A 12,966-nucleotide genomic window follows, 5' to 3' on the forward strand; every position below is an offset into this window, starting at 1 on the left:
CTGCCGGGCGGGTACCGTCCGAGCAGACAGCCGATCGAGACGGGCCCGCATGAAGCACACCACGCACGCCGACTTCGCCATCCGCGTCCTGCTCTACCTGCGGGTCGCCCCCGGGCGGCGCGGCTCGGTCGGCGAGATCGCCACGGCGCACCGTGTCTCGCGCAACCACCTCGACAAGGTCGTGCACCGGTTGGCCGGTGGTGGGCTGGTGGAGACGACCCGCGGCCGTGGTGGCGGTGTCACGCTGGTGCGCGACCCGGCGACGATCACGGTCGGCGAGATCATGCGGCTGATGGAGAACGACTTCGCCGTCGTCGAGTGCCTCGGTCCCGCGCGGTTCTGCCGCGTCGCGGGCGTCTGCGGCGCCCGGTCCGTGTTCTCCGACGCGCTCGATGCCTACTTCGCGGTGCTCGACCGGAGCACTCTGGAGGACATCGCGGCGAACGACCAGGGTCTGCGCGGCGCCCTGGGGCTGTCCCGGCTCGCAGCCGGGGAGTGACCGGCCGGGCGCCCGCTCCGCACCGAGCTCGTACGAAGGGATCCGGGTGGCCGTCGACTTCGATCTGAGCTCCCGTCAGAAACGGCTCAAGTCCAGGGCGCGTGACTTCGCGGAGTCCGTACTGCGCCCGGCGGCGGAGGCCGCCGACACCCTCCCCGATCCGCAGGCCGCCTTCCTGGCGATGCGGCCGGTCTACGCGCGCGCCGCCGAGGCCGGCTTCACCGCTATGTTCCTGCCCCGGGAGTACGGCGGCGGCGGAGCGTCCATGGTCGACTTCCTGATCGCGATCGAGGAGCTCTGCGCGGTCGACCCGGGATTCCCGACGATCCTGCTGGTCAACGGGCTGGCCCTGATGCCGGTGCTCTGGCACGGCACGGACGAGCAGAAGCAGCGGTGGATCGGCCGGGCGGCCGCCGACACCCGGGGCGAGTTCCTCGCCGGCTGGGTGGTCAGCGAACGCGGTGGCACCGCGAACTTCGACCACCCGAACCCCCGGGCGGGGATCCAGCTGCTCGCGGAGGTCGACCGGCGTACCGGCGACCGCGTGCTGAACGGGGAGAAGCACTGGCCGTGCAACGCCGGCGGATGGGACCTGCGCGGCGCGGACCTCAACGTGTGCGTCGCCCGGACCGACCGCACGGCGGGCGGGACGTCGGCGCTCAGCGTCGTCCTGGTCGAGCGGGGCACCCCGGGGGTCACCTACGAGGTCATCGACAAGCTGGCACACCGGACCTGTCAGAACGTGACGATGACCTTCCACGGGGCCCGGGTCGGCCCGGACGACGTGCTCGCCCACGGCGACGGGGACCTGCTGATCCACCGCAACTTCACCTGGTCCAGCCCGATCGCCGGGATCGCCGCGGTCGCCGTGGCCCGCGGCGCCTACGAGTACGCGCTCAAGTGGTCGCGCACCTACACCGGCGGCGGGGCGGTCCCGATCATCCGGCACCAGGCCGTCGGGAACCTCCTGGTCGACATCGCGGCCCGGATCGAGGCCGGGCGCTACCTGTGCTGGAAGGCCGCGCACTACCTCGACGGCCACCCCGGGCAGGGCCACGCGCTCGGCGGGATGAGCAAGGTCTTCTGCGGCGACCTGATGCAGAGCGTGGTCTTCGACTGCATGCGGATCGTCGGCGTGAACGCGCTGGACACCCGCTTCCCGATGGCCAAGTTCTACCGCGAGGCCGCCGTCTTCCCGCTCTACGACGCCGGCAACCTCGCCATGCAGCGGCGCCGCGCCTGGGGTCTGATGGCCGACCCGGCCTTCGGCCCCGACACCTTCGTCGACGGTGATCCGCTGGAGTTCACCCGCTCGATGGAGGGATACGGGCTCGAGCGCCCACCCGGGGGGTGATTCCGGCGCGCGGGATCAGCCCCAGCGCTCCCACTCCCGACGCCAGGCGGCCGGGTCGCCGACGAGCACGTCGGCGGTGCTGAGCAGGTGCTCGCGCATCGCCGCGCTCGCCCGCTCGCGGTCGCCGCTCGCGAGCGCGTCGGCGACCGCCCGGTGCTCGGCGACGATCTGCGCCGCCCCCCGCACGCCCGGCATGCTCCGCCTGCCCTGCACCGTGATCGCGTCCCGCAGGGACAGCACGATCTCGGCCAGGCGCCCGTTCCCGCCGGCCCGCAGGATCACGTCGTGGAAGTCGCAGTCGGCCCGGAAGAACGCATCGGGATCGTCCTCGTGCGCGCTCATCCGCTCCAGCGCCGCTCTCAGCTCACCGATCGGGAAGTCCGGGTCCACCGCAGCCCGGCCGGTGGCGGCCGGTTCCAGCAGCAGGCGCAGCGTGAAAACCTCGGTGATGTCGGCCTCGGTGCTGTGCAGCACGCGGGCGCCCCGGTTCCGCTCGATCCGGACCAGCCCCGCGTTCGCCAGCTTCAACAGCGCCTCGCGCACCGGGGTCCGGGAGACGCCGAACATCTCACCGAGCTCCTGGGCCGAGTACAACCGGTCCGGGGTCAGGTCGCCGCTGCGGATCGCGTCACGCACGGCGACCGCGAGCCGGTCGGCCTTGCTGGGCTGGTCGGTGAGCCGCTCCATGACACTCCTCCGCTCACCGGCGCGGGCGAGGTACGGACCGTGGTGCCCGGTCCGGTCAGGACGAACACCGAATGCTACATGCCACTCGTGTGCCCCACACTGTGCCGGTGACCTGCGTGTTCTGTGACATCGTGGCGGGGCCATCCGGTCAGGGCACCAGCACGACCCGGCCGTCCACCTGCCCGTCCCGCTGGCGCTGCCAGGCCGCGGCGGCGTCGTCGAGCGACCACCGCTCGTACGGCAGGTCGAGCGTCCCGTCGGCGACGGCCTTCGCGACCGCGCCCAGGATCGTCGCCCGCTCGGCTCGCGACAGCTCGTTGTTCGTGTAGCCGATCAACCGCAGCGACCCGCTGCGCAGCGTCGCCGAGTCGATCGGGCTGATGTCCCCCGCCGAGCTGCCCAGGTGCACCATCCGCCCACCCGGCCGCAGCGCGCGCAGCGCGGCCGCCGCCGGTACCCCGAACAGCGGGTCGACCACCAGGTCGGCGCCACCGTCGCAGGCCTCGGCGAACCGGGCGGCCAGCACCGGGAGATCGGTGGGATCGAGCTCCACCACGACGTCGGCACCGGCGCGCGCGGCCCGCTCCCGGGCGGCGGGGGAGCGGGCCCCTGCGACAACCCGGGCCCCGGCCGCCCGCGCGAACTGCACCGCCGACAACCCGACGATCCCGCCCGCGCCGAGCACGATCACCGTCTCCCCGGCGGTCAACCCGCCGCGCGCGTGCAGGCAGGCGTGAGCGGCGACCGCGGACAGCCCGGCGGCGGCGACGGCGACCGGGTCGGCCCCCTCCGGGAGACCCACCAGGTCCTCGGTCGCCGCGACGGCGACCACCGCCATGCTGCCATCCCCGGGGCGCATCCCGGCCGTCGTCGGGAACCAGACGGTCCGCCCGTCCACCCGGCCGACGCCCTGCACTCCCGGCACGTACGGGGTCACCGGCGCGCCGAAGTACGACGTCCCCGATGCGCACAGCAGGTCCAGCGGGGTGACCGGGGCGGCCAGCAGCTCGACCGCGACCTCACCCGGGCCCGGCTCGGGCGCCGGGCCGTCGCGGACCACCGGTGGCGCCCCGGGGTGCTCGATCACGACGCGTCGCATCGGCGTCAGGCGGGTTGCAGGACGAAGTCGAAGCGGGCCTCCAGCCACGGTCCGTCGGAGTGTCCGCCGTCCGGGGTCGGGCCCGGCCCGTGCTGTTCGAAGCCGACGATCAGCTCGCGCTTCACGCCGAACACCACGTCGGAGTCCAGGAACTCGGTGTGCTCCCGGAACAGGTGGGTGATCAGCGGCTCGAAACCGGGCACCGCGATCAGGAAGTGGATGTGCGCGGGCCGGTAGTAGCTGATGTCGGTGCGCGAGATGAGCGCGCCGACCGGGCCGTCCATCGGGATCGCGTAACCCCGCGGGGCGATCGTCCGCACGCAGTAGGTGCCGTCCGGACGGCTGGTGTACTTGGCCCGCAGCCGGGCCTCGTCGACGTCGAGCTGGGCCTCGTAGGCGCCGTCGGCGTCGGACTGCCAGACGTCGAGCATGGCACCGGGCACCGGTGTGCCGTCCAGCGAGCGGACGGTGCCGTGCACGTAGAGGAGCTCGCCGGGCAGCCCGTCGGACATGTCCTCGCCGAACTCCCGCTCCGGCGAACCGTCGATGTGGAACGGACCGAGGACGGTGGCGGGGGTGGCCGCGGGGTCGAACCGGTGGTTCTGCGCCACGACGAGCATGGACAGGCCGAGCACGTCGGAGGCGAGGATGAACTCCTCGCGCTTCTCGTCGCTGATCTGCCCGGTCGCGGTGAGCCACTGCACGGCGGCCATCCACTCGGCCTCGGTCAGCCGGGTCTCCCGGGCGAACGCGTGCAGGTGCCGCACCAGTGCGGTCATCAGCTCGGCGGTGCGCGGGTCGTGCGCGGTCGCCCAGCGTGCGACGGCGACGTCGGTGATCGTGTCCTCGGTGACGGTGGTGGGCTGCGTGGCCTGGTGCGTCGTGGTTTCCTGCGTCATCGCATTCTCCTACGGGTGGTACGGGCTCGGCGGGACGGACCGGTTGTTCAGGTCGACCGAGAGGAAGATGTCGTTCGCCACCGGGTTGCGCAGCTCCTCGGCGAGCTGGCCGACCAGTCCCGCGGTGCGGGCCAGCAGCGCGAACCCGCGCAGCAGCTCCAGTGGCAGGCCCAGATCGGCCAGCGCAGCGCCGCAGACCCCGGCACCGTTCAGCGGCAACGTGCGCCCCAGCACCTCGGGATGGGTCCGGCCGATCGCGGCGAACAGCCGCAGGTGCGGGCCGGTCAGGCCCTCCTCGTCGGCGATCGCGAACAGTCGCGGCGTGCGCGGGTCGCCGTCCTTGTGCACGTGGTGGCCCAGGCCGGGAACGAAGCGCTTCGCGGCCCGCTGCGCCCGGACGATCTCCAGCGCGACGGCGTCCCAACCGGCGTCGTCGGTGGGATGCTCGGCGGGCAGGTGCTCGTGCAGGAACCGGCCGCAGTCCTCGGTGACACCGAGGAACCGTGACCCGCCGCCCAGCAGCCCGGCGGCCAGCGCGCCCTGCACCGAGTCCGGTGCGGACAGGTGGGTCAACCGGGTGACGATGGCGGTCGGGGTGAACCCGTGGTCGGCCAGCGCCGCGAGGACGGCCTCGAACACCCGGGTCTCACCGGGCTCCGGGCGGCGCTGGGTGGCCAGCCAGAACGCCAGCTCGCCGAACCCGACCTCGCCCATGACGTCGTTTGCGAGATCGTGTCCGAGCAGCGTGATGCTGTCCTTCGTCGAGGCGCCCAGCGCGGTCTCGTAGGTCCGGTCGCTCATGTCTCGCTCAGCCACTTCCGCAGGTCGGCGCCGTGCTCGTCGAGCTGCGGCGGCGGGAGCCGGTACACCGCAGGGGTGGTCGAGAAGCGGATGGGGTGGCGGGTCGTCGGGATCGCCCGGTCGCCGTCGCCGACCTCGACGACCGGGTCCAGGCCGAACCGCTCCGCCATCGCGAACCCGCCGTCGATGGTCTGGATCGGGCCGCACGGCACGCCGGCCTCGGTGAGCAGCTCGAACCATTCGACGGCGCCCCGCCGGGCGAGCCGCTCGGTGAGGATCGGGCGCAGCGCCTCACGGTTCGCGGTGCGGTCGGCGTTGCGGGCGAACCGCGGGTCGTCGGCGACACCGGGGATGCCCAGGACCTCGCAGAGCTTGCCGAACTGCCGGTCGTTCCCGGCCGCGACGATCATGTCGTCGTCGGCGGTGGGCAGCGGTTCGTACGGGAAGACGCTCGGGTGGGCGTTGCCCATCCGGTACGGCACGGTGCCCGATGCGACCCACGCCGAGCTGTGGTTGACCAGCCCGGTCAGCGCCGAGGACAGCAGGTTGACCTCGACGTGCTGCCCCTCGCCGGTGCGGTCGCGGTGCCGCAGCGCGGCCAGGATGCCGATCGTCGCGTGGTTGCCCGCCATCACGTCGAACACCGAGATGCCCGCCCGGTACGGCGGCCCGTCCGGGTCCCCGGTGAGGCTCATCAGGCCGGACATCGCCTGCACCATCAGGTCGTAACCGGGTACGTGCGCACCGGCCCCCGACCCGAAACCGGAGATCGAGGCGTAGACGACGCCGGGGTTGGTCGCGGCGACGCTGTCGTGGTCCAGCCCGAACCGGGCCATCCCGCCGGGCCGCAGGTTCTCGATGAGGACGTCGGCGCGGCGGGCGAGCTCCTGGGCGGCGGCGCGGTCGTCGGCGTCGCGCAGGTCGAGCGCGATCGACCGCTTCCCGCGGTTGATGCCCAGGTAGTAGGTGGACTCGCCGTCGCGCTCGGGGGGCATCCAGGTCCGGGTGTCGTCACCGGCCGGGCCCTCGACCTTGATCACGTCGGCCCCCATGTCGGCCAGCAGCATGGTCGCGTACGGCCCGGCCAGGATCCGGGAGAAGTCCGCCACCAGGATGCCCGACAGCGGCCCGCCGCCAGGGTCCGGTGCTCCGGGGTCGGCCATGAGATCCTCCGTACTGATCGCGATGCGGACAAGTGTCCGCTACCGCCGATCGTGGCTCCGGAGCGGGCCGCGGTCAAGCCGGGGCGGGCACCGTCACGTGCGGCACGGTCGCCAGCCGGGCGAAGTCGGCGCTGATCTCCCCCGCGGCCTGCAACAGCAGTGGCAGGTGGTGTTCGAGCAGCGTCTCCAGCGAGGTCTCGGCCGCGTGGCAGTTGACGTTGACGCCGGCGATCACCCGGCCGTCGCCGTCGCGCAGCGGGGCGGCGACCGACCGGATGCCGGGTGCGAGCTGCTCGTCGGTGAGGGCCCAGCCGCGGGCCCGCACCTGGCGGAGCTCGGCGTCGCGCTCCGCCCGGTCCGGACGCCAGCGCGGGGTCAGCCCGGACCGCGTGGGTTCGGCGAGCACTCGGTCGAGCTCCTCCGGCGACAGCGCGGCGAGCTGCACCTTTCCCAACGACGTCGGCAGCGCCGGGAACCGGGTGCCGATCTGGACCGCCAGGGTGACGATCTTGGGGACGGCGACCCGGGCGACGTAGACGATGTCCGAGCCGTCGAGCTGGCCGATCGAGCAGGACTCGTTGGTCCGCTCGACCAGGCGTTCCAGGTGTGGGCGGGCGATGTCCCACAATCCGGTCGAGCGGACGTAGGCGACGCCGAGCTCCAGCACCCGCGGGGTGAGCAGGTAGCCGCGCTCCGAGCTGCGGACGTACCCCAGCTCGGCCAGCGTGATCAGGATGCGGCGCGCGGTCGGCCGGGCGAGTCCGGTGGCGGCCGCGACGTCGGCCAGCGTCATCTCCGGCCGGCCCGGCCGGAAGGCGGCGATCACCTCCAGACCGCGGGCGAGGGCCTCGATGAAATCCGGCCCGGTTCCCTCACGTGGCATGGGCTCTCCCCCGTTCGCAGTCCGGCTGCCCACGGTAGCGGGTCGTGTCCGCTGTGCGGACGGGTGTGACCGTAGCTCGCGTGGATGGCGTCGAAGGTCCGTTGACAGTGCGCGCGGGCTGCGCCAGAGTGGCCCGGACCGGGGGTTGTCCGTATGCCGGACGCCCGTCCGAGTAGTGCTGACAGCGAAGGAGCACTCCCGATGAGCGAGTCGATCGTCCTCCGAGGCGGAACCGTGCTGACGGTGGACGCGCAGCGGACCGTGCTGGCCGGGCACGACGTCCTGGTGACCGGCGACCGGATCTCCGCGATCGGGCCGGACCTGCCGGTGCCCGACGGCACCGAGGAGATCGACGCGACCGGCGGCATCGTCATGCCGGGCATGATCGACACGCACCGGCACATGTGGCAGACCTCGCTGCGCGGTTACGGCGCGGACTGGACGCTCACCCAGTACTTCGTCTGGAACTACCTGGAGTGGGGCAAGATCTTCCGCCCCGAGGACGTGTACGCCGGGAACCTGCTCGCCGCCCTGGAGGCCCTCGACGCCGGGGTCACCACCACCGTCGACTGGTCGCACGGCCTGCAGACCCCGCAGCACGCCGACGCCGCCGTCGACGGCCTGCAGGCCACCGCCGGCCGGTTCGTCCTCGCCTACGGCAACATCCAGGACGCGCCCGCGAACTGGACCGCCGACGCGGGCTTCCGCGAGTTCGTCGGGCGCCGGATCACCCCCGGTGACGACATGCTCGGCTTCCAGCTGGCCTTCGACGTGACCGGCGACCCGGCGTTCCCGGAGAAGCCCGCCTTCGAGGTCGCCCGCGAGCTCGGGGTGCCGGTCACCACGCACGCCGGGGTGTGGGGCGCCACCAACGACGACGGCATCCGCCTCATGCACGAGCACGGCTTCATGACGCCGGAGACGGTCTACGTGCACGCGGCCACCCTGAGCGCCGACTCCTACCAGCGGATCGCCGCGACCGGCGGCTCGGTGTCGGTGTCCACCGAGAGCGAGCAGAGCGCCGGGCAGGGCTATCCGCCCACCTGGGCGCTGCGCGAGCACGGCATCGACGTGTCGCTGTCGATGGACACCTCGATGTGGTGGAGCGCCGACCTGTTCTCCGCGATGCGCGCGACGCTGGGGGCCGACCGTTCCCGCGAGCACCTGGAGGCGCACTCCCGCGGCGACACGGTCACCCACTCCGCGCTGCGTGCCGAGCAGGTCGTCGAGTGGGCGACCCGCGGCGGCGCCCGCGCGATCGGGCGCGAGTCCGACCTGGGCAGTGTCGAGACCGGCAAGAAGGCCGACCTGGTGCTGATCCGCAACGAACACTCGCCGGTCTCGTTCCCGCTGCTGCACCCGCACGGGCATGTCGCGTTCCAGGCGCAGCGCGCGGACGTGCACACGGTGCTGGTGAACGGCCGGATCGTGAAGCGCGACGGCCGGCTGGTCGACGTCGACCTCGCCGCCGCGCGGGCGGCTGTCGGGTCCACCGTGGAGCACCTGCGCGCGACCATGGGCGAGGAGGCCTGGCAGCAGGGCATGAACCCGGAGATCCCGGAGACCAAGATCCTCGACAACCCGTACACCTACACCGACTACCGGAGCGCGGCGACGCACCACGCCTGATCCCGTCGACACCGAGATGCGGCTCAGCGGGCGCCGAAGATCGTCAACTCCCGCTGAGCTGCATCTCGGTGTGCGAGGCTGGGCGGCCCGGTACGGAAGGGGAGTGCGATGGGACGCCTGCGCTACTCGGCGATCATGTCCGCGGACGGCTACCTGACCGATCCCGACGGCCGCTACGACTGGGCGGTCCCGGACGACGAGGTGGTCGCGTTCGTCACCGAACGCGAGCGAACCGCCGACACCCACCTCTACGGCCGTCGCATGTACGAGGAGATGCAGGACTGGGAGCACGTCGACCGGGCCTCCGGGCGCAGCGCGACCGATCTGGAGTTCGCCGCCACGTGGCGCGCTGCGACCAAGGTGGTGTTCTCCCGCAGCCTGACCGCGGTGAGCACCGCGCGGACCACCCTGGAGCGTGAACTCGACCCCGCCCGGGTCCGGGAGATCGTGTCCGCGGCGCCGGGCGACGTCTCGATCTCCGGTCCGACCCTCGCCGCGGAGGCGCTCCGGACCGGACTCGTCGACGATCTCGACCTCTACCTGGTCCCGGCACTGGTCGGTGGGGGCCTACGGGCCCTGCCCGACGGCGTCCGGACCGGGCTGGAGCTCGTGGAGCAGCAGCGTCTCGCGGGCGGGTTCACCTTCCTGCACTACCGGACCCGCGCAACCCCCTGACCCGCGCTCCACCGCCGTCCGCGCCGCTCCACCCGCGCCGAACCGCGCCGCTCCACCCGCACTGCGCCGAGATGCAGCTCAGCGGGCCGGAAAGATCAACAATTCCCGCTGATCTGCATCTCGGCGCGTGCGGGCCGTGCGGGCCGGGCGGGCCGGGCGGGCGGTGTGGGCGGTGCGGGCGGTGCGGCGTTCACACCGCCGGGCGGTAGCGGTGCCGGGTCTGCCACACGCACCACACGACGAGCCCCACCACCAGCACCGCGACGGCGAGCCAGGTCGCTCCGGCCGGTAGCCGCACCGGGTCGGCCCGCGTCGCGTACACGGTGGCCACCGGGACCAGCGCGAGGAAGGCGACGATGACGCCGAACAGCCGGCCCATGTCCTCGGCGAGCATGCGGCGCAGCCGAGCGGACCGCGACGGGTGCGTCCAGTACTCCTTGTGCGGAACGCTGATCGCGTTCAGCGGGGCCCGCATGACCAGCGCGTACACCCCGACCCCGGTTCCGATCATGACCAGGCCGACCACGGTGCCGAACCCGAGGAACTCGGCCCGGGTGCCGAACCGGGTCGGTGCGCCGGCGGCGTCGAAGTGCAGCGGTACCCCGTCGGGCGGCAGTTCGGTGGCGGCCCAGAGCAGCGCGGCCAGGTAGAACACCGAGCCGACGAGAAGGGGGAACCACGGACGCATCGGACGATCGTCGCAAAGCACAACCGCGTGCGGGTCCACCCCCTCCGGTCACAACCGTCGGTGAGTGTGCGGCGTTCAGGGCTCGGGTGCGAGCCGGTCCAGCATCGCCGCCAGCACCCGGCGGGCACGGTCGACCGGTGCACCGTGCAGGGCGACGTCGTGTCCCAGACCGCCGGCGAGCGCGAGCAGTGCGTAACCGTCGTCCTCCGGGGTGGGGGAGCCGGCGTCGGCGACGACCTTCACCGCGAGGGCCAGGATCTCGGCGTCACCGTCGGTGAGGATCGCCCGGGCGCGCTCGTCGACCTCGCGCGCGGCGAACGCGGCGTGGATGCGGATCGCGTCGCGGGACTCGGGATGCGATCCGAGCAGCTCGTCGAGGATCGTGGCCAGCGCCGCGCGCTCGGTGTCGGGACCGGAGCGGGCCCGATCTTCGATCCGCTGTTCCATCCGGCGGTGCGACCGGTCGAGTGCGTGCAGCAGCAGCGCGTCCTTGCTCGGGAAGTAGTGCTGCACCCGGCCCATGGAGATGCCGGCCTCGGCTGCGACCGAACGCAGCGACACGGCCTCGGTGCCTGCGCGGGCGACGAGGGCGAGCACGGCGTCGGCGATCTCGGAGCGGCGGGCGTCGTGGTCCACGGAGCGGGGCACGGTGCCAGCGTAACAATGCGATCGCATTGACAACGACCACCCTGCACTGTTGCAATGCGATCGCACTGTTACGAGAGGGGCGCAATGAAGGCAGCACAGAACGTCGTGGGTATGGTCGGACTCGGCCTCGGGCTGGTCCCGCTGGTCATGTTCCTGTTCACCGGGCGGGCCGGGCTGTGGGGACCGCTGGGCGTCACCGGATCGATGTCCTGGATCCCCCCGCTGCTCGTCGTCGTGGCAGCGGGGATCACGATCGTCGCTCTCGACCGCCGGGGCGCCGGCTGACTCAGCACGTGAGCGGCGAGCCGTAGCGGAGCAGGTTGCCGTCCGGGTCGATCTGGGCGCCCTCGCGCAGCCCGTAGGCGGTGTCCACCGGGGTCACCGCACGGCCGCCGGCCACCTTCGACCACCGGGCGTGCAGCTCGTCGGCGTCCTCGACGTGCAGGTAGGCGCAGCCCGCGGTGCGCCGCGGATCGTGGTCGGGGTTCACCGCGACGTGCAGCTCCACGCCGTCGAGCACCGCGAACCCGTACTCGTCGCCGTCACGCTCGACGGCGAAGCCGAGCTCGCGGTAGTGGCCGAGCCACCGGCCGAGATCGGATGTGGAGAGGACCGGTGCGACCGACCGCAGCGTGGACATGGCCGACAGCTTGCCGGATCCGACCCGAGCACCGGCGGGTGGCGAGGACGTTGCGAACAGGCCCGGACACTCTCCGGGATCGGCAGGCGGGTGAGCACCGTCCCGGGGTGCCGCGACTCAACCGCCCGCGCCCCGTACCACCCGTACCCGTCCCAGCTCGGCGTTCGCCCAGGTGCCAGGCGATCCAGGCGCCGGTCGGCGCGGGCGGCGGGTCCGGCTCCGCACCGTCGGCGGGGAAGTCGGGGGTCCAGATCCCGTCCGTCCCGCGGTGCACGGTCCAGTGCAGCGGTGCCGGGATCCGGGTGAGGTCGTCGTCGACCAGCCGGTCGAGATGGTATTCGCACAGCGACCAGGTCAGGTCGAACTGCCAGCGCAGGAGATCGGCCACCGCGTGATCGTGACCCGGGCCGGTCGCGAGGGCGACCGGGTTGCGGCCCGCTCAGCCTCCGGGCCGGCGGGAACGGCCGGCGAGCATCACCTCGGTCGCGGCCCGCACCTCGCGCTCCTCCACCTCGGCGGCGCCCTCTGCGGTCACCGTGATCAGGTTCGGGAACAGCGAGCGGATCAGGTCGGGGCCCGCGGTGGCGGTGTCGTCGTCGGCGGCGTCCCACAGTGCTTCGACGGCCAGCGTGATCGCACCGGCGCGGTCGAGATCGGGCCGGTGCAGCTTCTTGAGCGACGCCTGGGCGAAGTCCGAACCGGATCCGATGCTCGCGTAGCCGATGCGGTTGCGGGCGATGCTGCCGGAGGCGTCGAACGTGACGATCCGCGCCGGATCCGGATCGGCCGGGTCGTAGCCGACGTAGAGCGGCAGCGCGACGAAACCCTGCATCGCCGCGGGCAGGTTCTCCCGCACGATCGTGGACAACCTGCGGATCTTGCCGTCCTGGCTGATCGGGGCGCCCTCGACCTTTTCGTACTGCTCGACCTCCACGGCGAACAGCGAGAGGAGCAGCAATGCGTGCCCGACCGAACCGGCGAACCCGGCTGCCGACGTGCCGTCCACGACGACGACCTTGACCAGGTCCTTCTGCGCGATCAGGTTGCCGGAGGTGGCCCGCCGGTCCCCGGCGAGCAGGACACCCTCGGCCCAGGTGAAGGCGATGATCGTGGTGCCGTGCGGGGCCCGCAGGTCGGCCGGGACCCGGTGCGCGGGATCGCGGGGGAGATGGGCGGGCAGCGCCTCGGGGGCGTGTGCACGCAGCTGTTCCAGGAACGACGGGCCGGTCATGCGGGGAGCTGGTTCCGTTCTGCTCGGGCCAGGGGCGGACCCGGCTGATCCTTCCCCGGGGGACCCGGAA

At 72.7% G+C, this 12,966-nt stretch carries 15 protein-coding genes; 5 read left to right on the plus strand and 10 right to left on the minus strand.

Annotated features, from left to right (window positions below; all coding sequences use genetic code 11):
* Window positions 1–49 precede the first annotated feature (49 nt).
* The gene (locus AB0J24_RS13505; protein ID WP_358680193.1) at window positions 50–499 is read left to right on the plus strand and encodes an Rrf2 family transcriptional regulator; all 450 of its coding nucleotides are present in this window, start codon (window positions 50–52) and stop codon (window positions 497–499) included.
* A 46-nt stretch (window positions 500–545) separates the two neighbouring features.
* Window positions 546–1,853 (plus strand): acyl-CoA dehydrogenase family protein, encoded by a 1,308-nt coding sequence (locus AB0J24_RS13510; protein WP_358680196.1) that lies wholly within the window; start codon window positions 546–548, stop codon window positions 1,851–1,853.
* A gap of 15 nt (window positions 1,854–1,868) precedes the next feature.
* On the opposite strand, the gene AB0J24_RS13515 is transcribed toward AB0J24_RS13510, so the two are convergent.
* The 6 genes from AB0J24_RS13515 to AB0J24_RS13540 all read right to left on the minus strand — a co-directional run bounded on the left by AB0J24_RS13515 (window position 1,869) and on the right by AB0J24_RS13540 (window position 7,385).
* A complete protein-coding gene (locus AB0J24_RS13515; RefSeq protein WP_358680199.1) occupies window positions 1,869–2,540 on the minus strand; it encodes a GntR family transcriptional regulator in 672 nt (223 codons plus the stop codon).
* 148 nt (window positions 2,541–2,688) lie between these two features.
* Window positions 2,689–3,639, minus strand: a complete 951-nt coding sequence (locus tag AB0J24_RS13520) for a zinc-binding alcohol dehydrogenase family protein (protein WP_358680202.1) — start codon at window positions 3,637–3,639, stop codon at window positions 2,689–2,691.
* A gap of 5 nt (window positions 3,640–3,644) precedes the next feature.
* Complete coding sequence (locus AB0J24_RS13525) at window positions 3,645–4,538, minus strand: dioxygenase (RefSeq protein ID WP_358680204.1); 894 nt, start codon at window positions 4,536–4,538, stop codon at window positions 3,645–3,647.
* Between the two features lie 9 nt (window positions 4,539–4,547).
* Window positions 4,548–5,339, minus strand: a complete 792-nt coding sequence (locus tag AB0J24_RS13530) for a citryl-CoA lyase (protein ID WP_358680207.1) — start codon at window positions 5,337–5,339, stop codon at window positions 4,548–4,550.
* The gene (locus AB0J24_RS13535) at window positions 5,336–6,502 is read right to left on the minus strand and encodes a CoA transferase (RefSeq protein WP_358680209.1); all 1,167 of its coding nucleotides are present in this window, start codon (window positions 6,500–6,502) and stop codon (window positions 5,336–5,338) included. Before AB0J24_RS13535 ends, AB0J24_RS13530 begins: the two co-directional genes overlap by 4 nt.
* A gap of 73 nt (window positions 6,503–6,575) precedes the next feature.
* On the minus strand, window positions 6,576–7,385 hold the full coding sequence (locus AB0J24_RS13540) for an IclR family transcriptional regulator C-terminal domain-containing protein (protein WP_358680211.1): 810 nt from the start codon (window positions 7,383–7,385) through the stop codon (window positions 6,576–6,578).
* A gap of 201 nt (window positions 7,386–7,586) precedes the next feature.
* On the opposite strand from AB0J24_RS13540, the gene AB0J24_RS13545 reads away from it, so the two are divergent.
* Together AB0J24_RS13545 and AB0J24_RS13550 are read left to right on the plus strand one after the other, a co-directional pair.
* Window positions 7,587–9,014, plus strand: coding sequence for an amidohydrolase family protein (locus AB0J24_RS13545; RefSeq protein WP_358680213.1), 1,428 nt, complete (start codon window positions 7,587–7,589; stop codon window positions 9,012–9,014).
* A 108-nt stretch (window positions 9,015–9,122) separates the two neighbouring features.
* The gene (locus AB0J24_RS13550; RefSeq protein WP_358680216.1) at window positions 9,123–9,689 is read left to right on the plus strand and encodes a dihydrofolate reductase family protein; all 567 of its coding nucleotides are present in this window, start codon (window positions 9,123–9,125) and stop codon (window positions 9,687–9,689) included.
* A gap of 190 nt (window positions 9,690–9,879) precedes the next feature.
* On the opposite strand, the gene AB0J24_RS13555 is transcribed toward AB0J24_RS13550, so the two are convergent.
* Together AB0J24_RS13555 and AB0J24_RS13560 are read right to left on the minus strand one after the other, a co-directional pair.
* Entirely contained in the window at window positions 9,880–10,377 is a 498-nt protein-coding gene (locus AB0J24_RS13555) for a hypothetical protein (RefSeq protein ID WP_358680218.1), read from the minus strand.
* A gap of 75 nt (window positions 10,378–10,452) precedes the next feature.
* Complete coding sequence (locus AB0J24_RS13560; protein WP_358680221.1) at window positions 10,453–11,025, minus strand: TetR family transcriptional regulator; 573 nt, start codon at window positions 11,023–11,025, stop codon at window positions 10,453–10,455.
* An 84-nt stretch (window positions 11,026–11,109) separates the two neighbouring features.
* On the opposite strand from AB0J24_RS13560, the gene AB0J24_RS13565 reads away from it, so the two are divergent.
* Complete coding sequence (locus AB0J24_RS13565) at window positions 11,110–11,310, plus strand: hypothetical protein (protein WP_358680224.1); 201 nt, start codon at window positions 11,110–11,112, stop codon at window positions 11,308–11,310.
* A 1-nt stretch (window position 11,311) separates the two neighbouring features.
* Here AB0J24_RS13565 and AB0J24_RS13570 read toward each other — a convergent pair whose 3' ends face one another.
* Window positions 11,312–11,665, minus strand: a complete 354-nt coding sequence (locus AB0J24_RS13570) for a VOC family protein (protein WP_358680227.1) — start codon at window positions 11,663–11,665, stop codon at window positions 11,312–11,314.
* A 439-nt stretch (window positions 11,666–12,104) separates the two neighbouring features.
* Window positions 12,105–12,896: a proteasome subunit beta gene (gene prcB / locus AB0J24_RS13575; RefSeq protein WP_358680230.1), complete on the minus strand. Its 792-nt coding sequence runs from the start codon at window positions 12,894–12,896 to the stop codon at window positions 12,105–12,107.
* Window positions 12,897–12,966 lie beyond the last annotated feature (70 nt).

It is taken from the genome of Pseudonocardia sp. NPDC049635 (assembly GCF_040659795.1).
Taxonomy (GTDB): Bacteria; Actinomycetota; Actinomycetes; order Mycobacteriales; family Pseudonocardiaceae; genus Pseudonocardia.